The following is a 20452-nucleotide window of genomic DNA, read 5'->3' on the forward strand; positions in this document are numbered from 1 at the left end:
GCCGGCGCACGCGCGCGGGCGTGAACGGCGAAGCCCGCTCTCCCACCACCGGACAGCCCGCTCTTCCGCCACCAGACAGCCCGCTCTTCCGCCACCCGAATCAACGCGCTGTCGGGCCCCGACCGGCGAGGTAACCGACGTATGCGGAGCCTTCCCACAGCTACAAGCCGCGGCCCCGCGTACCAGTCACCGATGCTACCGATCGCGGATGCCTTCGAACACGTTCACCGCGGCTGCGAGATCCGGTACGGACGGGGGCGAATCGACGGCCTCGGCGGCTGGCTCGGCGAGCGCGGCCTCGACGACGCGCTCGTTGTCTGCGGCTCGAACACGGGCGCGAACGACGCGCTGATGGACCCGATCCGGGCGGGGCTCGGCGACCGGCTCGCCGGCGTCTTCGACGGGACGACTCCAGACAAGCGGGTCGAGACCGCCTACGACCTGCTCGACGCGCGGGCCGAGGTCGGCGCGGACGTCCTCGTCGCGGTCGGCGGCGGCGCCAGCCTCGACATCGCGCGGCAGGCGACGCTGCTCGCGGCCGACGGTCGCGACCTCGACGAACTCCGCGCCGACGCGGAGGAAGGGCCGACGGCGCTTGGCGACCTCGCGCCCGAGCGCGGCCCCGACTTCCCGTTCGTCGTCGTGCCGACGACGTTCGCGGGCGCGGACGTCTCGACCGGCGGGTCGCTGGAGGTGTTCTCGGCCGACGAGTCGCCGACCGGCCAGCCGGTGAACGTCAGCGGGAGCGGCGCGTGGCCGATCGCCGACGTCGCCGACCCCGCCCTGTTCGAGACGACGCCAACCTCGGTACTGGCCGGGTCGGCGATGAACGGCTTCGACAAGGGGATCGAGACGCCGTACGCCCGCGACGCCTCCCCCGTGAGCGACGCGGCCGCGGTCCACGGGCTCCGGCTCCTCTCGGACGCGCTTCCCCGCGTGGCGGGCGACCGACCGGGCGGCGAGGAGGCGACGGACCGCGCGGTCGTGGGATCGCTGCTCGTCCAGCTCGACCGCAAGATATCGGTGATCCACGCGTTCGGCCACGGGTTCGCCCGCCGCTACGACGTCCAGCAGGGCGCGATCCACGCCGTCGTCGCGCCGCATGCGCTAGCGTACCTCTTCGACGAGGTCGACGCGAGCCGACGGGCGCTCGCGGCCGGGCTTGGGATCCGGACCGACGGCCGTGACGACGACGCGATAGCGGAGGACGTCGTCGAGGCGGTCGCCGAGGTCCGCGACGCGCTCGACGTCCCCAGCCGCCTTCGAGACTTACCCGAGACCGAGGAGGACGATCTGCCGGCGATCGCCGAGTTCGTCGCCGAGGACCCGCCGATGGCGCGCGCGCCGGCCGACCTCGACGCGACCGCCGAGGGGATCTTGGGCGTGTTGCGCGCCGCCTGGTAGGCGCCGGTTCCGCGGGCGGCGCCGTCCGCCAGCGCGGCGTTACGACTCGGCCGCGTACGTCTCCAGCGCGGCCAGCGTCCCGTTTTCCGTGTCGACATCGAAGACGTCGACGAACGCGAACAGCGCCTCGCCGTCGGCGTCGAGCAGGCGGCCGCGGACCGCCACGCCAGGGCCCGCGGGGTAGGCGCGCTCGACGACGTGCGTCGTGTCGGTGTTCGGCCGCTCGTCGCGCATGAACGCGACGAAGCGGTCGCGCCCCTCGAAGGTCCGGTCGGGGCGCCGCTGGACGAAGTCGGGGTCGAGCAGCGCCGCGAGCAGGTCGTACTCGCCGGCGTCGAGCGCGTCGTAGTACGCCCGAGCGAGGGCGGCGGGGTCTGAATCCTCAGGCGCCCCCGCCTCTCCCTCCCCGTCCGCCTCACGCGGCGAGGGCATCGAACTCCTCGGCGGAGGTGCGGGTCCCCTTCGAGATGATCACGTCGCCGCCCCGGAGCGTGGTGTCGATGTCGGGGCCGACCAGCCACTCGTCGTCCGCGCGGCGGATCGCGAGGACGCTCGTCGAGATGTCGGTCGCCGGCACGCCGTCGACGACCGCCGTCCCGTCGAGGTCGCTCCCCTCGCCGACGGTGGTGCGGGTGATTATCTCGTCGGACTCCTGGACCGCCATCTCCACGACCGGGTGGACGTCGAGGTCGCGGCGGACCCCTTCGGTGATCGCGAGCGCGGCGTCGGAGATCTCCTCGGTCGCGACGCCGAGGTGGATGAGCCCGCGCAGCGACACCGGGTCGGCGGCCTCGGCCGCGGCCCGGAGCGTCCACGCCTCGAACCGCGACTGGAGCGCGTCCACCTCGATCTCTAAGTTGCTCACCTCCTCCGCCAGCTCCTCGTTGTCGAAGAGGACCGAGCCGTACGCGAGGTCGACGGCGAGCTCCGAGAGGTTCTTCATCAACACGATCGAGTCGACCGCGCGCTCGAGGTCGTCGATCGCGGGCTCCGCGGGCGGGTCGGGCTCGAACGGCTCGCCGCTCAGTTCGGGGTAGACGTCGGCGACGCCCGTCTCGGGGCCGCGAAGCAGCGTCACGTCGCCCGCCTCCAGCCGGGTGGTCGGCCCGGGGTTGAGGATCCAGTCCTCGTCGCGCCGGACCGCGATGACCCGGACGCCGGTCACGGATTCGAGGTCGATGTCGTCGAGCGTCCGGCCGGCGTACGCCGAGTCTCCGGTCACGGTCCCGCGGACCAGCGTCTCGACGCCCGCCGAGAGCGCGCCCCGCATCGCGTCGGGGAGACCGATCTCCTCGGTGACGATCTTCGCGATGTCGCCCGCGGCGTCGGCGACCTTGTCGGCCGCGGCGATCACGCCGAGGACGGGCGCGAGCGTCTCGGCCTCGTTCGGATTCCGCGCCGCGAGCATCAGGCTCATCCGGGCGCGAAGCTGGAGCACGTCCATCCGGTGTTCGAGCTCGACGACCTCGTGGGCGACCGTCGGGCTCCCGTGGAGGACCGCGGAGTACGAGAGATCGATCAGAAGCTCCGCCGTGTCCTTCATCTCGACGAGCAGGTCCTTGACGCTCGTCGGCTCGTAGCGGACCGTGCGCCCGTCGAAGCGTCCCATGCGACTCACTCTCCGGCGGCGAGTAAAAGGCTTGTTGCGGGCGCGGCCGAACGCTCGAGGCGGGTTCGAGGGTCGAGTCAGAGCGCGTCGCCGGCGACGTAGCCGAGATCGACGGCGGCCGGGTCCGGGTCGCCGTCGACCGGTGCCGCGAGGTCGACAAGCGCGAGCCAGCCGAGCAGCCGGGCCGCGCGGTCGCGCCACGCGGCCTCCCAGTCGGGATTTCGGGCGCGGTCGTGGCGCGGGACCCGCTCGCGGGTGGCCGCGAAGAGGTCGGCGGGCGTCAGCGGGTCGTCGGGCGAGGCCTCCCGCAGCGCCGCGAGCGCCTCGGGGACGAGGAGGACGCCGTCGCGGAGGCCCTCGCGGACGCGCTCGGGAGTCGGCTCGGCGTCGGCGCGGACGAACCCGCGGGAGGTCTCCTCGGCGAGGCCGAGCGCGCGGAGGAACGCGAGCCAGTCGTTCGCGGTCTGGCGGTCCGGGAGGTCGCGGCGCCGGCGCAGCCGGGCGCAGCAGTCGTCGGTGTCGCCGGGGACGAGCGGGACGGCGCGCTGGTGCTCGCGGAGTTCGTCGAGGTCGGCCGGGGGTTCGGGGACGGGTTTGAGTCGCACGGGAGCGTGAGGTCGGCGGTTGTCCGGCGGTCAGCGGTAGCCGAACGACTCGGCGAGCAGTTCCTCGTTCGTCTCGCCGACGGTGTAGACGGGGCCGTCGACGACGTCGACCGTGACCTGCGCCGGCGCGAACACGCTCTCGGGGACGTCATAGAAGTCCCAGTCGGCGTCCTCGAACACGTCGACGAAGGGCGTGCCGTACTCCTCGCTCGCGGTCGAGACGATCTCGCCGAAGCGGTCGTCGTCGCGCGCGACCTGGAGGTGGACCTCGCCGCCGTACGCCAAGGCGTCGTTGGTCCGGCCCATCGCCTCCGTCTCGTCGCGGGTCGGGGGAGCGAGCGGCGCCGAGCCGGAGGCGTGGAGCACGTCCGTGGGCTCGTAGCCGACCTCAAGCAGGCGGAAGACGGCGAGCTCGGCGGCGCGGGCCGCGGTGGTGACGGAGCCGGCGGTCGAACCGGTGGCGAACGTCGGGAGGAACACGCCCTCGGCGTCGACCTCGGCCAGCTCGGCGACCTGCTCCGCGACCTCCTCGTCGGGGAGGATCGTCGACTCGATCGCCAGCGTGGCGAACTCTGCGGAGTCGTAGTAGCCGACGCGCTCGAACTCGGTCTCGCGGCCGACGAGCGCGCGGGCGGGTCCGGAGCCGAGCCCCTCGAAGCCGCTCTCGGTGGTCACCTCCCAGCCGGCCTTCTGCGAGCAGAGCAGGGCGACGGCCGGGTGGTCGGTCGACAGCTCGACGTACTGGCGCGGCGCGCCCGCGAGCGTCCCCATCCGGGTTCGCAGGTTCGCGAGCCCCGCGGTCTGGATCTCCGCGAGCAGCAGTCCCGCCTCGACCCCGCCGGCCGCGTCGATTCCGAAGTCGACGACGGTGGCGCCGTTGTCCAGCTCGTAGCCGACGACATCCAGTTCGCCGGCGAAATCGAGCGCCTCGTCGACCAGCTCGATCGCGGTCCGGTTGATGCTCTCCATGTGTCGGCCTACTCACTCACCGTTTAAGGGGTTTGGCTGTTCGACTCGGGAGCTCTCGGAAGCCCACGGCGACGACATTTATAAACAAACGATGCGGTGGCGCGTGCCTCCGAGTGGCCGCCGAAGGCGGCCGCGAGGAGCACGCGCGAGGGAGTCGGTGGTCCGGAGCAACGCGGAGGACCACCGACGAGGCTGGGGAGGTGTGAGGCGCGGTGTCGTGCGGTGCGGGGCGGGACTCAAAGGGGCAGCCGCGAGGCGGGCGCAGGCGACGCAAGGACCGCAGGAACGAACGGAGTGAGTGACGAGGAGCGCAGCGAGCGTGCGCCCGCCTCGCGGCTGGGGCTTTGGAGGTGTTCGCCGCCGATCCAGAATCAGCCATTTATAAGCGAGCGGCTGGGGCTTTGGAGGTGTTCGCCGTCGATCCAGAATCAGCCATTTATAAGCGAGCGGCTGGGGCTTTGGAGGTGTTCGCCGTCGATCCAGAATCAGCCATTTATAAGCGAGCGGCTGGGGCTTTGGAGGTGTTCGCCGCCGATCCGTCGCCAATCACTTATAAATAGTTCAAGAGGACGTTCGACGAGTAGTCACCAGAAGCCGCCGTCGGAGTCGCTCGGGCTACCGGCCTCGCCGGGACCGGGCGGGCCACGGGGACCGCTCGGCCGCGGATCGGGGTTGATATCGACGGGCTCTGCCTCCGCTGCCGGATCAATTTCCCGCCCCTCGTCGAAGCGGACGAACGAGAGGTAGAACGCCTCGCCGCAGCCGACGCCGTCGGCGTCCGGCTCCCGGTAGGGCTCGTCGCCGCCGACGTCCGTCCCCCGAACCCCATCGTGCGGGTCCCAGTCGACGCCGTCGCTCTCGCCGCAGACGAACCTGACGCCGTCGGCGTCGACCGCTTCGCCATCTCTCTCGCCGTCCTCCCCTTCATCCGCGTCGAACGGGTCCGTGGGCGCGACGTACGTCCACCCCTCCAGCGGGTACGGCGTCACCGACTTGTCCGCGAGGTACCCCTCGCGGTCGAGCGCGACGAGCGTCCCGCAGTGCGGACAGTAGTACGTGACCGGGTAGCTCATACCGGGAGTACGGGCGCCGTTTATAAACAGCCGTCGCCGGCGCGTCAGGTATTTGATCGTTCGGAGCGACGGTCCGGTATCCCATCTGATTCCCCTGCCGACGACTCGACCGCATCGGGCGACTCCTCCGGACTCGTCACGCGACGGCGACTCCTCTACGGCGTCGCGGGCGGAGTCGGCCTCCTCGGGGGCGGCGGCCTCTACGTCGCGAACGCGCTCGGCGGCGACGCCGGCGGGTACGAGGCGCCCGAGACGCAGCCGATGGTGTCGACGCGCGGGCGCCTCGACGCCGACGATCCGACGGAGCGGTCTGGCTCGTGGGCGTTCGACGGGGCCGACGCGGTGGTCCTGCTCGTCCACGGCCTCGGCGCGGACACGAAATCAGCCCGGGATCTGGCGTACACCGCCCGGCTGGGACTGGAGGCGATGGCTGCGGCAATCAACGGAAATGGCGTCCCGGCCGTAATCGGCTACTCGTGGGCGTCGAACGTCGACTGGGGGGCGGCCAAGGAGGCCGCCGACGCGAACGCCGCGCCGCTCGCCGACTGGCTGAGAGAGTGGGCGGACGACGACGGCCGGCCGGTCCACCTGTTCGCCCACTCGCTCGGCGCCCGCGTGACGGGGGCGACCCTCCGGGAGCTCGCGGCCCAAGGACGAACCGACGCGCTCGCGTCGGTCTCGCTGTTCGGCGGGGCGATCCCAGACGAGAGCGCCGCCGTCGACGGGCGATACGGCGCCGCGATCGCGGCGCTCGACGCGCCCCTCTTCAACTTCCACAGCCGGAACGACCGCGTCCTCGGCTGGGTGTACCGCGCGTCCGACCGGACCCGCGCGGTCGGTCACGGCGGGCTTCCGGACGGGGCGACCGCGCCCGACGGCTACGCGGACGTCGAGGTCACGGACCTCGTCGCGGACCACTACTCGTACGTCGAGCCGGAGGAGGGCTGTCTGCCGCGCGCGGTGGACCGGATCGGACTCGGGTAGTCCGCCGGCGCGGTCCGCGGCTCCTCCCCGCCGGCGCAGTCCGCGGCTCCTCCCCGCCGGCGCGGTCCGCGGCTCCACTCCGCCGGCGCGGTCCGCGGCTCCACTCCGCCGGCGCGGTCCGCGGCTCCTCCCCGCCGCCCCGCCCCCGGAACCCCTTTTACGGGCGCGGTCGACCCTTCGGGCATGATCGACGAGACCGTCGCCGAGATCCGGGCGATGCGGACCCACAGCACGTCGGCGGTGGCCGTGAAGGCGACGCAGTCGCTCGCGGACCTGTTAGACCGGGAGTACGTGACCGTCGACGAGTTCGAGCGCGACCTCGAACACAACGCGGGGGTGTTGCGGCGGTCGAACCCCTCCCACGCCGCGCTCCACAACGCGATGCGCGAGGTCGAGCGCTCCATCGTCGGCGAGGCGACGAGCGTCGAGGGCGCGAAGCAGCTCTTGGAGGACGTGATCGCCCGCGTCGTCGACGATATCGAGACGGCGAAAGGCGAGGCGGCCGCCAACGCGGCCGAACACATCGAGGACGGCGACACCCTGCTCGTCCACGACTACTCGACGACGGTGCTGGAGGCGGTCGAGAACGCCGCGCGCGACGGCGCACACCTCACCGTCTACGTCACCGAGGCCCGCCCGCGCACCCTCGGCCGCAAGACCGCGCGGGTGCTTGCCGGCGTCTCGCGCGTCGACGTTCGCATGGTCGTCGACAGCGCGATGGGGTACGCGCTCCGCGACTGCGACCGCGTCCTGCTCGGGATCACCTGCATCACCGGCGGCACCTACTACAACCGGATCGGCACGTTCCCCTTGGTCGTCACCGCCCGCGAGCTGGGCGTCCCCGTCACCGCGGTCGGCTCGGGTGCGAAGACCATCGAGGAGTTCCGGTTCGAAAACGAGTTCCGCGACGCCGTCGAGGTGATGCGCGAGCCGGTCGAGGACGTCGAGATCGAGAACCCCAGCTACGACGCCACGCCGATCGGCATGATCGACACCGTGATCACCGACGACGGCGTCCGGAACTAAAGCGAGACCGCGCCGAGCGCGGGCATAACCCGGCGAGCGCCGCCGAACGGCCCAAAACGCTTTGTGCGTGTACCGTGTTACCGACTACAATGAGCGTCCATCAGGGTTCAACCGGGGTGTTTCAGATCCCCGATCAGGGGGTGACGGGAGCGGGGTGTTCGGACGTCTGGTGCGAGCTGGGCGCGGCCGCGACCGAGCCGGGAGTCGTCACGGCGCTCGCGCTCGTCGGGCTCCTCGCGCTGTTGACGTTCGCGTACGTCCGCGACGCCGAGTCCGCGTGCCGCCGCGAGCGACGCCGCGTCCTCGACGAGCGGGACGCGTTCGAGTCGTTCGCCGATCGGGTGGCGCAGATCGACACGGTCTCCGTCGCGACGGACACGACGCCGACCGGCGTGCCGGCCGGCGCGCTCCGCGGAATCGGCTCCCCCGGCGGCGGACAGGGTCCCGGAGGGGGGCCCGGCGGCAACAACGTCACTCTCAGACGGGTGATGGCCGCCTACCACGACACCGTGCTGTCCCTGCCGCACTACCGAGCGGAGTACGAGGAGACGGCCGCAGAGAGCCTCGCGGCGGAGCTCGGACCGGACACCGCGACCGCGCTGGCGTCCGACGGCGGGCTGTCGGAGGGCGCCAAGTCGGCGCTCGTCGACCGGAGCCGGCGCGCGGCCACCGCGCGAGACCGCCTCGCCGACGCCATCGACGAGGAGATCGGCGATCTAAGCGACCGCGAGGCGACGCTGTCGTCGATCGACCGCCGCCGTCGCCGGCTGCTCGGGCACCTGGACGGGATCCGGCCCGGTCGCGAGACCGACGCGGCGATCGACGTCTGGAACCGGCTGACAGAGCTCGAACGGGAGTGCGACGAACTCGCCGCTGAGCGGCAGCGGTCGCTCGACGACCCGCCGCTGACCCACGAAATGGGCCCCGACGGCGACCGCGAGCGGCCGTTTTACGGCTACCTCTACGGCCCCACCGACGGTCCGCGCTACCCCCTCCTCGCGCAGATCGCGGAGGTCGCCGACGAGATCCGCGCGGACAGGGAGCGCGTCGGCAGCCGTATCGCCGCCGACCGCTGACCGCCGCGTGGCCGCGGACCGTCCCGTTACGTCGGATTGCCCCGTGACTGCGGACCGTCCCGTTACGTCGGATCACCCCATGACCGCGGATCGCCCCGTGACCGCGGATCGCCTCGTAGTCGCGAATCGCCCGCCAGCCACGGGAGACGCCGCCGTACGACGCGGAAACTCAAAACTACCGGATTGTTTATGAAGGTAGGGTGGGACTGAGCGTGTATGAGTTGGCAAGCGGCGGAGCGAGCGTTCACGGACGACGCTATCGCCCGAGAGACGCTCCCCGAGACGTTCGAGCGCACCGCGAAGCGACACGCGAACCGGACCGCACAGCGGTATAAGGGGGGGACGTACGACCGATCCCTCGTCGCCGAGGAGGTCGTTCCGCGGGCCCCGGCGGGCGAGTACACCGAGCTGACGTACGCGGAGATGCGCGAGATCGTCCGGAACCTCGCGACGGGGCTCCGTGAGCTGGGCGTCGACGGCGACACGCGCGTGGCGATGTACGCGCAGACGCGCATGGAGTGGGCCCAGACCGACTTCGCGGCGCTGGCCGCGGGCGCGGTCGTGACGACCGTGTACGCGTCGTCGTCGCCGAGCCAGCTGCGGTACCTCCTCGAGGACCCGGAGGCGACCGTCGTCGTCGTCGAGAACCGCGAGATGCTCGACGACGTGCTCGCGGTGCGCGGCGACCTCGAGCACGACCTCGACGCGATCGTGGCCATCGACGACGTGGAAATAGAAGAGATCTCGGCCGACGACGTGTACACCCTCGGCGAGGTCCACGAGCGCGGCGCCGAGGCGTTCGACGAGGCGACCTACGAGGAGTGGATCGACGCAGTCGACGTCGCCGACCTCGCCAGCCTCATCTACACCTCCGGGACCACCGGGAAGCCGAAGGGCGTCCGCCTCACGCACGCGAACTTCCGCGACAACGTCTCGCAGTGTTACCGCCGGTTCGCCGACCGGGCCGACCGCGACCCGGACGTGCCGGGCATCTCCGAGGAGACGACCACGCTCTCCTTCCTGCCGCTCGCGCACGTCTTCGAGCGGATGTCCGGCCACTACATGATGTTCGCCGCGGGCGCGACCGTCGCGTACGCGGAGAGTCCCGACACGCTCCGGGAGGACTTCGGGCTCGTCCGGCCGACGACGACCACGAGCGTCCCGCGCGTCTACGAGAAGCTGTACGACGCGATCCGCGAGCAGGCGGGCGAGTCGCCGGTGAAAGAGCGCATCTTCGAGTGGGCGGTCGAGGTCGGCCGGGACCACCACGAGGCCGACGACCCCGGCGTCCTGCTCGACACTAAGCGCGCGGTCGCCGACCGGCTCGTCTTCTCGTCGGTCCGCGAGGCGATCGGCGGGAACGTCGACTTCTTCATCTCGGGCGGCGGGTCGCTGTCGGCCGAGCTGTGCGCGCTGTATCACGCCATGGACCTGCCGATCTTAGAGGGGTACGGGCTGACTGAGACCTCGCCCGTCATCAGCGTCAACCCGCCGGAGGCGCCGAAGGTCGGCACGATCGGCCCGCCGGTGGTGAACACCGAGATCGCGATCGACGGCGCCGTCGTCGGCGAGGAGGTCGCCGACTTGGCCGGCGACGTCGGCGAACTGCTCGTCCGCGGCCCGCAGGTGACCGACGGCTATTGGAACCGGCCGGACGCGACGGCGGAGGCGTTCGTCGACGCGGACGACCTCCCCGACGACGCCGTCACCGCCGGCACCCCGCCCGACGAGCGCGTCGACGTTGACGGGGACAAGGCAGACGACGCCGAGGCCGCCGCCGCGGCGCCGTGGTTCCGCACCGGCGACATCGTCCAGCTCCGCCCGGACGGGTACGTCGCCTTCCGCGAGCGCGCCAAGCAGCTGCTCGTGCTCTCGACCGGCAAGAACGTCGCCCCCGGGCCGATCGAAGACCGGTTCGCGGCCAACGAGTTCGTCGAGCAGTGCGTCGTCCTCGGCGACGGCCGGAAGTTCGTCTCCGCGCTCATCGTGCCGAACTTCGAGAAGGTGACGGCGTGGGCCGACGAGAACGGGATCGACCTGCCCGAGGAGCGCGCGGCGGTCTGCCGCGACGACCGGGTCCGCGATCGGATCCAGGAGGAGGTCGACCGCGTGAACGGGGAGTTCGAGTCGTACGAGAAGATCAAGCAGTTCCGGCTCGTCGAAGAGGAGTTCACCGAGGATAACGACCTGCTCACGCCCACGATGAAAAAGAAGCGGCGCAACATCTTAGACCGGTTCGCCGACGAGGTGGAGCTGATCTACGAGGAGAGCTAATCCCGTCCGTCGCGGTCGATCCGCCGAGAAAGCCCTAAACGTCGGGGAGGAGTACGATACTCGATGGCGTCCCTCGTGACCCCCCGCGTCGGATTTGCCGCGCTCGGCGGCCTGTGTGCCGGCCTCGGTGCCGGACACCTGGCGCTTCAGGGGGGAGGCGTCGGGGCGCTGCTCGAGTCGTCGCTGATAGTCGGGCTCTCCGGCTTCGTCTTCTACACCGTGTACGACCTACCGGGCTGGGGGATATCCCCGTCCGGGCGGTGGCGCGCGGTTCGGATCGCCGCCCTGACCGCCCTCTCGTTCGCCGCGCTCGCAGGTGTCGTCTGGCTCATCTGGCTGCTCGAACACCACGCGTTCAAGCTCTCGTTTCTGATCTCGTTCGCCGCGAGCCTCGGCGCCGCGGTCGGGTCGCGGGCCGGGCCGTACGCGGTGAAGGCCGACGAGAAGCTCGCCGAGGCGCAGGAGCTAGCGACGCTCCTCTCGATCAACGACCGCGTGCTGCGCCACAACATCCGCAACGAGCTGTCGATCGCGCTCGGCTACCTCGACCGGATCGAGGACGTGGAGGACGACGCGGAGGTTGCGGACCGGGCGGCGATCGTCCGGACTCACCTCGAAGAGCTCGTCGAGACGAGCGAGCGGACCCGCCGGATCGCGTCGATCTGGCGGACCGAGTCGCTCCAGTCGTTCGACCTCGTCGCCGTCGTCGAGGAGCGGGTGGCCGAGGTGAGCGCAGAGTTCCCCGGCGTCACCGTGCGGACGGAGCTGCCGGACAGTCAAGTGGTTCGGGCGCACCCGTCGCTCCCGCTCGCGTTGGAGGAGGCGCTGCGGAACGCAATCGAACACAACGACGACGACGTGACCGTCGCGGTGCGGGTGGGACGGGACGGCGGCGCGACGACGCTCTCGATCGCGGACACCGGGCGGGGGATCCCGCAGATCGAACGGCAGACGCTCCGAAACGACGAGGAAACGCCGCTGGAACACACGGAGGGGCTCGGGCTCTGGCTGATATACTGGACCGTGACTCGGGCGGGCGGAACGGTCGATTTCGCGGACAACGAGCCGCGGGGCACCGTCGTCGGGATCCGGCTCCCGGATCGGCCCGAGACGAGCGCCTCGACGGGCGGAGTACCGGAAGACTTCGCCCCCGAGGAGTGGGCAGACTCGACCCGGAGCGGGGCCGAGTCAGGGGACGCCGGCTCGGCGGAGTCGTGGCCGGACGAGGCCGCTTGAGCCGACGCGACGGCACCTCTGCCGCGGACGGTAACTCACCGAGTCGTCACGCCGAGGAGGCCGTCGACTCCGGCCGGTCGTCGCGCTCGACCGAATCGCCGTCGACAGGGTCGCGCTCGACCGAGTCGCCGTCGACGGGGCCATGCTCCGGCGCCGCGTCGGCCGCCACCGGGTCGCCGAACGCGTACACCGTGTTGTGGCCGGTCACTTCGACGGTGAGGAAGTCGCCGACCTCGACCCCGCGCTCGGTCGCGTTCTGGACGATGATCTGTCGGTAGGCGCCGTCGCGGCACTTCACGGAGTCGCCGGTCCCCTCCTCGACGACGAGGACCTCGAACCGGTCGCCGACCATCGACTCGTACGCCTCGCCGACGACCGCCATCTTCAGCTCCGACATCGCCTTCGAGCGCTCCTTCTTGACGGTCCCGCCGAGCCCCTTCATATCCGCGGCGTCGGTCCCGGGGCGCTTCGAGAAGCGGGTGACGTTGATCTTCTCCGGGCGGACCTCGGCGAGTAGGTCCATCGAGCGCTCGTGGTCGGCCTCGCTCTCGGTGGGGAAGCCGACGATGAAGTCCGTCGAGAGCGTCCAGTGGTCGAGCCGGTCGTCGAACGTCTCCACGACCTCGCGGAACTTCTCCACGCGGTGCTGGCGGCGCATCTCCTCCAGCACCTCGTCGGAGCCGGACTGGACCGGCGCGTGGATAAAGTCGTACAGCTCCTCGTTGGCGGCGAACACCTCGGCCAGCTCCTCGTGGATCCCGTGGATGCCGCCGGGGTTCGCCATCCCCAGCCGGACCCGGAACTCGCCGTCGATGTCGCAGATCCGGTCGAGCAGTTCGGGGAGCTTCCGGTCGCCGTTATCCCAGCCGTAGACGCCCGTGTCCTGACCGGTGACGCGGATCTCCTTCGCGCCGGCGTGGACCAGGGCCCGCGCCTTCTCGACGTTCTCCTCGATCGAGGGGGAGTCGACGCGGCCGGTGGCGAACTTCGTGATACAGTACGAGCAGTTGCTCATACAGCCGCGGGCGATGGGAAGGATGCCGACGACGCCGTCTAAGACCGGCTCGGCGTCGGGCGTGACCGTCGGGCACTCGCCGTTGAGCACGTAGGTGGGGACCTCGTCCCAGTGGAGGATCTCGGCGTCGACGTCCGCCTCGGCGAACATGTCGCCCTGCGCGAGCGCCATACAGCCGGTGACGACGAGTTCGGTGGTCGTCTCCGACAGCTCTTCCGCGCGGCGGAGCATGTTTCGCTCCGTCTTCTCGACGACGGTACAGGTGTTGAGGATGGCGACATCCGCGTCTTCCGGGCCGTCGGCCGGGCGGTGCCCCCCGTCGCGGAGGGCGCGCTCGATCTCCCGGCTCTCTCCCCGGTTCGAGCTACAGCCGTAGGTTTCGATGTGGTACGTCGCCATCGGAGTGAGTTCATTATCGGTCCCGTGGGCAAAAACGCGACGGATCGGGGCGTGGGCGAGTCAGAGCAGGCCGGGTCGAGCCGGCGTCCGCCTCAGTCCTCGGCGACCGCGGCGGTCGGCGCGTCGGCCTCCGCGGTCGCCTCTGGTTCGTCAACGGTGTCGCGCTCGGCGGGCGGGACGGCCTGGTAGACGGAGCGGCGGGCGTCCCGGGGGCACAGCCCCTCCTCGACGAGGCCGACCTCGGTGAGCTTCTCGACCGCGAACCGGACGGTACGGGTCGAGAGGCGGGTCTCCTCGGCGAGGCCGGTCTGGTCGAACCGACCCTCCGCGTCGAGCACGTAGTAGACCAGCTTGGCGCTCGGCGGGAGCGGTTCGAGTAGCTCTCGGGTTCCTTCGTCCATACGTCACGTACAGGGGCGATTCGCGCATAACCGTGGCCCGCCTGTGCGCTCCCGCCGCACGTCAACCGGGTTTTTATATACTAGTTTTGTGAGTGGAACTCGAACCGAACGCCGTCGTCGCCGTGTATCGACAGCTCCCAGCCGTGGGCGGTCGCGATCTCGCGCACGATCGCGAGGCCGAACCCGGTGCCGTCGGAGGTGCTCGAACGCCCGTACTCCGTCGCCGCCTCCGGGTCGATCTCGAAGCCGGTCCCGTCGTCCGCGACGTAGAACCCGTCCGGGAGCGACCCGACGGAGACGGTGAGGTCGTCTGCCGCCTCGGTGGCATCGTCTACCCCGGTGGCATCTTCTGCCCCGGTGGCATCGTCTGGGTCCGAGCCGTGTTCGACGCTGTCCTCGGGCTCTGCCCGACTGTTCGTGAGACCGTGTTCGACGCTGTTTGTGAACAGGTTCTCGAAGAGCGTGCGGAGCCGCTCCGGGTCCGCCTCGACCGTGGAGGTCGCCTCAGTGACGTCGAGCGTCGCGCCCGCGGTGTCGACGGTGCGCCACGCGCGTTCGGCGGCCGCGTCGAGCGTGACCGACTCGACCTCGTCGACCGTCTGGCCCTGTCGCGCGAGCGCGAGGAGGTCGTCTATCAGCTGGCTCATCCGGTCGTGGGCCCCCTCGACCCGGTCGAGCTCCGCGAGGACAGCCGGGTCGTCGGTCAGCGAGCGGGCGAGGTCGGTCCGGCCGGCGGCGACGCTGAGCGGGTTCCTGAGGTCGTGGGAGACGAGCCCCGCAAACTTCTCCAGCCGGTCGATCTCCCGCTGGAGCGCTGCGTCGCGGTCGCGCAGCTGCTCGGTCCGCTCGGCGTGATCGAGCGCGACCGCGACGTTCGCGGCGAGGACGCGGGCCAGCTGGAGGTCCGTCTCGTCGAAGAAGTCCGGGTCGCACGAGCCGAGCGGCATCGCGCCGTGGTCGCCGAGCGGGACGACGAGGAGGCTCCGGAGGTCGCCGTACCCGACCGCGGTGTCGACCGCGGCGAGGTCGTCAACGACGATTGGCTGGCCGGACTCGAACGCCTCCCAGACGCGACCGTCGCCCGGGCCGAACGCCGGCCTGTCGCCGAAGGCCGCCGTCGCCTCCGCGCTTATCGCTGTCGGTCGGAGGACGTTCGCCTCGGGGTCGTACAGCCGGACGCCGCTGTTCGGGAACTCGAGGATGTCGATCGCCGCGCGGGTCGCCACCGCCGCCACCTCCTCGCGGTCCCCGCCGCCGAACATCTCGCGGGTCGTCGCGTGGAGCTTCCTGAGCGTCTGCTCGACCCGCTTCTGCTCGTCGATGTCGGCGTAGACTGAGTAGACAACCGGCTCCTCGGGCTGGACGACGGGGATCGCGTGGAGGATGAAGTTCCGCAGCCCGTCGGTCGCCCGACGGCGGACCTCCAGTCCGGTCGGCTCGTCCGCGGCGATCAGCGCCTCGTGGTCGAACCGCTCCGCCTCGGCCGGCATGATCGCGTCGACCACCTCGCCGTAAGCCGACCCCTCGGCGTCGTACCCGAACGCGTCGACGAACGCGTCGTTCGTCTGCGCGAGCGTTCGCTCGCCGTCCTCGCCGACGATGGTCCGCGCCATCGGGAGCGGGAGGTTCTCGAAGAGGGCGGCGAGGCGGTCGCGCTCCCGGCGGAGGGCGGCCTCGGTCTCGATCCGTTCGATCGCGTTCGCTGCGTGTGAAGCGATCAGCTCCGCAAACTCGACGTCGCGCTCGTCAAACGCGGCGTAGCCGTTGGAGACGGCCTGTAACACGCCGTGAGAGCCGATCGGGACGCTGATCGCCGACCGGATGTCGTCGGCGACCGGGTCCGCCACTGCCGACCCCTCCCGTCGATCAGCCCGGTTCGACGTCCGACCCGGGGACGAGGGGTCTTCCAGTTCGTCCGGGTCCGCGGGGTCGACGCTGAGATTGTCGACCACCATCGTCTCCTCCTCGGCGACCGTGGTCCCGACGACCCCCTCGCCGACGTCGAACGTCCGGACCTCGTCTCTGGTGACGCTCTCGGAGAGGACGGCGGGTACGACCCGGTCGCCGCGTCGGCGGGCGGTGACACAGCGGTCGAACTCGAGTATCTCCTCGGCCGCGTCGACCGTGCGGTCGAACACCGTCGCGACATCGGTCACCGACGCCAGTTCCGTCGCGAACCGGTGGATCGCAGTGATCTGGTCGTTCACCTCGCGGAGGTCGCGCTCCGCCCGGCGCCGCCCGAGCGCGTTCGCGACGCTGTTCGCGAGCATCTCGTAGCGGTCCCGCCCCGCACCCTTCTGAAGGTAGTCGGTGACGCCGGCGGATATCGCGTCGCTCGCGATCTCCTCGCTCCCCTTGCCGGTGAACAGCACGAAGGGGACGTCGGGGTCGATCTCGCGGACCGACTCGAGCAGTTCGAGCCCGTCGCTCCGCGGCATGTCGAAGTCGCTGACGACGCAGTCGACGCAGTCGTCCCGGACCACGTCGAGGGCCTCGTCCGGCGACAGTCGCGTCACCGTCTCGATCCCGTCTAGGAGCCGCTCGACGTGGGTCGCTGCGAGGTCGGCCGCCCCCGGCTCGTCGTCGACGAACAGGACGCGCCTGGACGGGTCGACGCTCGATCCCGGCGCGTCGGACGAGTCCGCTCCGGGCCCCGCCGAGGGGCCACCGGGATCCGAATTCATGAGCGTGTGTTTCCCTACCGATAGTTTTAGCTTTCGCTCCGGCTACCGAAGTTGAAAAACGGAACCCGAACCGAAACGGACGGTCGAACGGGTCGACGCCGTGCGACGGACGCTAGAGGAAGTCCTCGACGTGGTCGGCGACCTCCTCGGGAGTGTCGCCGACGGGGACGCCCGCGTCGTTGAGCGCGTCGATCTTCGACTGCGCGGTGCCGGTGCCGGAGCCGGAGACGATGGCACCCGCGTGGCCCATCCGCTTGCCCGGCGGCGCCGTGCGCCCGGCGATGAAGCCGGCGACCGGCGTGTCCATGTGTTCGCCGATGAACTTCGCCGCCTGCTCCTCGTCCTCCCCGCCGATCTCGCCGCACATCACGACGGCGTCGGTCTCGGTGTCGGCCTCGAACGCCTCGAGGGCGTCAACGAAGGAGGTGCCGATGATCGGGTCGCCGCCGATGCCGATGGCGGTCGACTGGCCGAGCCCGCGCTCGGTGAGGTTATCGACGACTTGGTAGGTCAGGGTGCCGGAGCGAGAGACGAGCCCGACGTTGCCCTCCGAGAAGATGTTGCCGGGGAGGATGCCGAGCTTCGCCTCGCCGGGCGTGATGATGCCCGGACAGTTCGGCCCGATGAGGCGCGTGTCGGTCTCGCTCAGGCGCTTGTTCACCTTCGCCATGTCCTGGGTGGGGATCCCCTCGGTGATCGCCACCGCGAGGTCGAGGTCGGTGTCGAGCGCCTCGAACACCGCGTCGGCCGCGAACGCCGGCGGTACGAAGATCACGGAGGCGTCCGCGTCCTCAGCCTCGACGGCCTCGTCGACGGTGTCGTAGACCGGGACGCCGTCGACCTCCTGGCCGCCCTTGCCGGGCACCGCGCCGGCGACGACGTTTGTGCCGTACTCGATCATCTGGCCGGCGTGGAACTTGCCCTCCCCGCCGGTGATCCCCTGGACCACCACTCTGGTGTCGTCATCGACGAAAATACTCATTGGGTCACCTCGTCAGCGTTCGCGACAGCGCGCTGGACCGCGTCCTCCAGCGTCTCCTCGACCTCGACGAGGTCGGTGTTCAGAATCTCCATCCCCTCCTCGGCGTTCGTGCCGGCGAGCCGGACGACCACCTTCTTCGGGATCTCGTCGAACTGCTCTAAGGCCTCGTTGATCCCCTTGGCGACCTCGTCGCCGCGGGTGATCCCGCCGAAGATGTTGAAGACGACCGCGTCGACGTTCTCGTCGGAGAACACCATATCGAGCGCCTGCGTGACGCGCTCGGCCTTCGCGCCGCCGCCGATGTCGAGGAAGTTCGCGGGCGCGCCGCCGTAGTAGTCGACTAAGTCGAGCGTGGTCATCACGAGCCCGGCGCCGTTGCCGATGATGCCGACGTTACCCGACAGGCGGACGTAGTCGAAGCCGTACTCGCCGGCCTTCCGTTCGAGGTCGTCCTCGTAGGACTCCTCGGCCATCTCGGCGAGGTCGGGCTGGCGGAACAGCGCGTCCTCGTCGATGTTCATCACGGCGTCCGCGGCGACCACGTCGCGGTCGCTCGTGATCATGACCGGGTTGACCTCGATCTCGGAGGCGTCGTTCTCCTCGTAGAGGTCGTACAGCGTCGAGAGGATCGAGGCGACGTCGAGCGCGACGTCGGCGTCGACGCCGGCCTCGTAGACGACCTTGCGGGCCTGATACGGGTGGAGCCCGAACGCGGGGTCGACGTGCTCGCGCGCGATCGCGTCGGGGTTCTCCTCGGCGACCTCCTCGATGTCCACGCCGCCCTCGGTCGACACCATCAGGACGGGCTTCCCCTCGCCACGGTCCATCGTGACGCCGACGTACAGCTCGTCGACGAAGTCGACGCCGGACTCGACGAGGACCTGGTCGACGGTGTACCCCTTCAGGTCCATCCCGAGGATCTCCTCGGCGTACTGCTCCGCCTCCTCGCGGTCAGTCGCGATCTTGATCCCGCCGGCCTTGCCGCGGCCCCCCACGTGGACCTGCGCTTTGATCGCGGCCGGGTAGCCGATCTCGTCGACCGCGTCGAGCGCCTCGTCGACGCTCGTCGCGAGCCGGGAGTCCGGAACCGGGATCCCGGCGTCCGCGAAGAGAGACTTCGCTTGATACTCGTGAAGTTTCATCCGTGTGGGATCGGTACCGACATCGGCTTAAATGGTTCCGATTCGGCGCGGACGGGCGCCCCGAAGCCGGCGGATGATCCACCGGAGAACGGTCCCTTCAGGCCTCGTCGCCGAGGATGACGCGGTGCGTCATTGCCTCGGGGTCCAGCACCTCGTCGGCCTCCTCCTCGGTGAGGTACCCCTCGCTGACGGCGACCTCGCGGACGCTCTTGTCCTCGGCGAGCGCCTTTTTGGCGACCTTCGAGGCCTTGTCGTAGCCGATCGCGGGGTTCAACGCGGTCGCGAGCGCCATCGACTGCTCGACGCGCGTCTCGCAGTGCTCCTCGTTGGCCGCTAGCTTCCCGACGAAGCGCTCGCCGAACGTCGCGGCGACGTTCGAGAGCAGCTCCGCGGACTCGAGGAAGTTGTGCGCGATGACCGGTTTATAAAGGTTCAGGTCGATCTCGCCGCGGGCCGCACCCGCGGAGACGGCGGCGTCGTTGCCGACGACCTGCTTGTGGACCTGGTTGACAGACTCCGCGACGACCGGGTTGATCTTCCCGGGCATGATCGAGGAGCCCGGCTGGTTCTCCGGCTGTTCGACCTCCCCGAGCCCGTTCCGGGGGCCGGAGGCGAGGAGCCGCAGGTCGTTGGCCATCTTGTTGAGGCTGCCCGCGATCGTGCGGAGCGCGCCGTGGCCCTCGGCCATCGCGTCGTGGGCGGCCTGCGCCTCGAAGTGGTTCTCCGCCTCGCGGAACTCCGTCCCGGTCTCGTCGGAGATGTACTCCGCCGCGAGCTCCGGGAAATCGGGGTGGGTGTTGAGCCCGGTCCCGACCGCGGTGCCGCCGAGGGCGAGTTCGCGGAGGTTCGACTGGACGCTCTCGGCGCGTTCGATCCCCTTCTTGACCTGCGTCCGGTAGCCGCCGAACTCCTGTCCGAGCCGGATCGGGGTCGCGTCCTGGAGGTGCGTCCGGCCGGTCTTGACGACGCCGTCGAACTCGGTCTCCTTGGCTTCGAGCTCGGCGTGGAGCGTCTCCAACGCCGGCACGAGGTCCTTCTCGACCGCCTCGAGCGCGGCGACGTGCATCGCCGTCGGGATCACGTCGTTCGACGACTGGCCGTAGTTGACGTGGTCGTTGGGATGGACGACGCGGTCGCCGATCTCCGCGCCCGCGATCTCGGCGGCACGGTTCGCGATCACCTCGTTGGCGTTCATGTTCGAGGAGGTCCCCGAGCCGGTCTGGAACACGTCGACCGGGAACTGGTCGTCGTGGTCGCCCGCGATCACCTCGTCCGCGGCGGCGACGATCGCCTCCGCGGTGTCCTCGTCGATGAGGTCGAGGTCGCGGTTCGCCTGCGCCGCCGCCTTCTTCACGACGCCGAGCGCGCGGATGAACCGCCGGCTCATCGGGATCCCCGAGACGGGGAAGTTCTCGACGGCGCGCTGGGTCTGTGCCCCCCAGTAGGCGTCCGCCGGCACCTGCATCTCGCCGAGGCTGTCCTCCTCCGTGCGGTAGTCGTCACCCATGCGCCGACCTTCCCGCGAGACGCTGTAAAAGGTACTGGAAGCCGCCAACGCCGTAGAATCGTGTGG

At 70.4% G+C, this 20452-nt stretch carries 17 protein-coding genes; 6 read left to right on the forward strand and 11 right to left on the reverse strand.

Features of this window, described 5'->3' with window-relative positions:
- The first annotated feature begins 192 nt into the window (after positions 1-192).
- Entirely contained in the window at positions 193-1404 is a 1212-nt protein-coding gene (locus tag F3H13_RS05695) for an iron-containing alcohol dehydrogenase family protein (protein WP_149798121.1), read from the forward strand.
- A 39-nt stretch (positions 1405-1443) separates the two neighbouring features.
- Here F3H13_RS05695 and F3H13_RS05700 read toward each other — a convergent pair whose 3' ends face one another.
- The 5 genes from F3H13_RS05700 to F3H13_RS05725 all read right to left on the reverse strand — a co-directional run bounded on the left by F3H13_RS05700 (position 1444) and on the right by F3H13_RS05725 (position 5660).
- On the reverse strand, positions 1444-1836 hold the full coding sequence (locus tag F3H13_RS05700; protein WP_149798079.1) for a nuclear transport factor 2 family protein: 393 nt from the start codon (positions 1834-1836) through the stop codon (positions 1444-1446).
- Entirely contained in the window at positions 1820-3013 is a 1194-nt protein-coding gene (locus F3H13_RS05705) for a potassium channel family protein (protein WP_149798080.1), read from the reverse strand. Before F3H13_RS05705 ends, F3H13_RS05700 begins: the two co-directional genes overlap by 17 nt.
- A gap of 77 nt (positions 3014-3090) precedes the next feature.
- Positions 3091-3618, reverse strand: coding sequence for a hypothetical protein (locus tag F3H13_RS05710; RefSeq protein ID WP_149798081.1), 528 nt, complete (start codon positions 3616-3618; stop codon positions 3091-3093).
- A 30-nt stretch (positions 3619-3648) separates the two neighbouring features.
- Positions 3649-4587 carry a methenyltetrahydromethanopterin cyclohydrolase gene (gene mch / locus F3H13_RS05715; RefSeq protein WP_149798082.1) on the reverse strand — a complete coding sequence of 313 codons (939 nt, stop codon included), beginning with the start codon at positions 4585-4587 and terminating at the stop codon, positions 3649-3651.
- A 584-nt stretch (positions 4588-5171) separates the two neighbouring features.
- Complete coding sequence (locus tag F3H13_RS05725; RefSeq protein WP_149798084.1) at positions 5172-5660, reverse strand: hypothetical protein; 489 nt, start codon at positions 5658-5660, stop codon at positions 5172-5174.
- 261 nt (positions 5661-5921) lie between these two features.
- On the opposite strand from F3H13_RS05725, the gene F3H13_RS05730 reads away from it, so the two are divergent.
- The 5 genes from F3H13_RS05730 to F3H13_RS05750 all read left to right on the forward strand — a co-directional run bounded on the left by F3H13_RS05730 (position 5922) and on the right by F3H13_RS05750 (position 12256).
- Positions 5922-6644: a DUF726 domain-containing protein gene (locus F3H13_RS05730; protein WP_149798122.1), complete on the forward strand. Its 723-nt coding sequence runs from the start codon at positions 5922-5924 to the stop codon at positions 6642-6644.
- Between the two features lie 183 nt (positions 6645-6827).
- On the forward strand, positions 6828-7670 hold the full coding sequence (locus tag F3H13_RS05735) for a translation initiation factor eIF-2B (RefSeq protein ID WP_149798085.1): 843 nt from the start codon (positions 6828-6830) through the stop codon (positions 7668-7670).
- 89 nt (positions 7671-7759) lie between these two features.
- Positions 7760-8746: a DUF7260 family protein gene (locus tag F3H13_RS05740; protein ID WP_149798086.1), complete on the forward strand. Its 987-nt coding sequence runs from the start codon at positions 7760-7762 to the stop codon at positions 8744-8746.
- 216 nt (positions 8747-8962) lie between these two features.
- On the forward strand, positions 8963-11020 hold the full coding sequence (locus tag F3H13_RS05745) for an AMP-dependent synthetase/ligase (RefSeq protein ID WP_149798087.1): 2058 nt from the start codon (positions 8963-8965) through the stop codon (positions 11018-11020).
- 63 nt (positions 11021-11083) lie between these two features.
- Complete coding sequence (locus F3H13_RS05750) at positions 11084-12256, forward strand: sensor histidine kinase (RefSeq protein ID WP_149798088.1); 1173 nt, start codon at positions 11084-11086, stop codon at positions 12254-12256.
- Between the two features lie 46 nt (positions 12257-12302).
- Here the strand turns inward: F3H13_RS05750 and F3H13_RS05755 are convergent, their stop codons facing one another.
- The 6 genes from F3H13_RS05755 to F3H13_RS05780 all read right to left on the reverse strand — a co-directional run bounded on the left by F3H13_RS05755 (position 12303) and on the right by F3H13_RS05780 (position 20386).
- On the reverse strand, positions 12303-13670 hold the full coding sequence (locus F3H13_RS05755) for a tRNA (N(6)-L-threonylcarbamoyladenosine(37)-C(2))-methylthiotransferase (RefSeq protein WP_149798089.1): 1368 nt from the start codon (positions 13668-13670) through the stop codon (positions 12303-12305).
- 92 nt (positions 13671-13762) lie between these two features.
- Positions 13763-14071 (reverse strand): helix-turn-helix domain-containing protein, encoded by a 309-nt coding sequence (locus tag F3H13_RS05760; protein WP_149798090.1) that lies wholly within the window; start codon positions 14069-14071, stop codon positions 13763-13765.
- An 80-nt stretch (positions 14072-14151) separates the two neighbouring features.
- Positions 14152-16755: a GAF domain-containing protein gene (locus tag F3H13_RS05765; RefSeq protein WP_149798091.1), complete on the reverse strand. Its 2604-nt coding sequence runs from the start codon at positions 16753-16755 to the stop codon at positions 14152-14154.
- A 112-nt stretch (positions 16756-16867) separates the two neighbouring features.
- Positions 16868-17737, reverse strand: a complete 870-nt coding sequence (sucD, locus tag F3H13_RS05770; RefSeq protein WP_149798092.1) for a succinate--CoA ligase subunit alpha — start codon at positions 17735-17737, stop codon at positions 16868-16870.
- Entirely contained in the window at positions 17734-18879 is a 1146-nt protein-coding gene (gene sucC / locus F3H13_RS05775) for an ADP-forming succinate--CoA ligase subunit beta (protein ID WP_149798093.1), read from the reverse strand. Before sucC ends, sucD begins: the two co-directional genes overlap by 4 nt.
- Before the next feature lie 97 nt (positions 18880-18976).
- Positions 18977-20386, reverse strand: coding sequence for a class II fumarate hydratase (locus F3H13_RS05780; protein WP_149798094.1), 1410 nt, complete (start codon positions 20384-20386; stop codon positions 18977-18979).
- Positions 20387-20452 lie beyond the last annotated feature (66 nt).

The sequence above is a fragment of the Halorubrum xinjiangense genome (assembly GCF_900102375.1).
Classification (GTDB): Archaea; Halobacteriota; Halobacteria; order Halobacteriales; family Haloferacaceae; genus Halorubrum; species Halorubrum xinjiangense.

What these genes read in the sequence shown, in the direction of transcription:
- sucD (WP_149798092.1), bottom strand. Translation starts at nt 17,737, where the DNA reads ATGAGTATTTTCGTCGATGACGACACCAGAGTGGTGGTCCAGGGGATC.
- F3H13_RS05730 (WP_149798122.1), top strand. Translation starts at nt 5,922, where the DNA reads ATGGTGTCGACGCGCGGGCGCCTCGACGCCGACGATCCGACGGAGCGG.
- F3H13_RS05740 (WP_149798086.1), top strand. Translation starts at nt 7,760, where the DNA reads ATGAGCGTCCATCAGGGTTCAACCGGGGTGTTTCAGATCCCCGATCAG.
- F3H13_RS05695 (WP_149798121.1), top strand. Translation starts at nt 193, where the DNA reads ATGCTACCGATCGCGGATGCCTTCGAACACGTTCACCGCGGCTGCGAG.
- F3H13_RS05755 (WP_149798089.1), bottom strand. Translation starts at nt 13,670, where the DNA reads ATGGCGACGTACCACATCGAAACCTACGGCTGTAGCTCGAACCGGGGA.
- F3H13_RS05700 (WP_149798079.1), bottom strand. Translation starts at nt 1,836, where the DNA reads ATGCCCTCGCCGCGTGAGGCGGACGGGGAGGGAGAGGCGGGGGCGCCT.
- F3H13_RS05780 (WP_149798094.1), bottom strand. Translation starts at nt 20,386, where the DNA reads ATGGGTGACGACTACCGCACGGAGGAGGACAGCCTCGGCGAGATGCAG.
- mch (WP_149798082.1), bottom strand. Translation starts at nt 4,587, where the DNA reads ATGGAGAGCATCAACCGGACCGCGATCGAGCTGGTCGACGAGGCGCTC.
- F3H13_RS05765 (WP_149798091.1), bottom strand. Translation starts at nt 16,755, where the DNA reads ATGAATTCGGATCCCGGTGGCCCCTCGGCGGGGCCCGGAGCGGACTCG.
- F3H13_RS05705 (WP_149798080.1), bottom strand. Translation starts at nt 3,013, where the DNA reads ATGGGACGCTTCGACGGGCGCACGGTCCGCTACGAGCCGACGAGCGTC.
- F3H13_RS05760 (WP_149798090.1), bottom strand. Translation starts at nt 14,071, where the DNA reads ATGGACGAAGGAACCCGAGAGCTACTCGAACCGCTCCCGCCGAGCGCC.
- F3H13_RS05750 (WP_149798088.1), top strand. Translation starts at nt 11,084, where the DNA reads ATGGCGTCCCTCGTGACCCCCCGCGTCGGATTTGCCGCGCTCGGCGGC.
- sucC (WP_149798093.1), bottom strand. Translation starts at nt 18,879, where the DNA reads ATGAAACTTCACGAGTATCAAGCGAAGTCTCTCTTCGCGGACGCCGGG.
- F3H13_RS05745 (WP_149798087.1), top strand. Translation starts at nt 8,963, where the DNA reads ATGAGTTGGCAAGCGGCGGAGCGAGCGTTCACGGACGACGCTATCGCC.
- F3H13_RS05735 (WP_149798085.1), top strand. Translation starts at nt 6,828, where the DNA reads ATGATCGACGAGACCGTCGCCGAGATCCGGGCGATGCGGACCCACAGC.
- F3H13_RS05725 (WP_149798084.1), bottom strand. Translation starts at nt 5,660, where the DNA reads ATGAGCTACCCGGTCACGTACTACTGTCCGCACTGCGGGACGCTCGTC.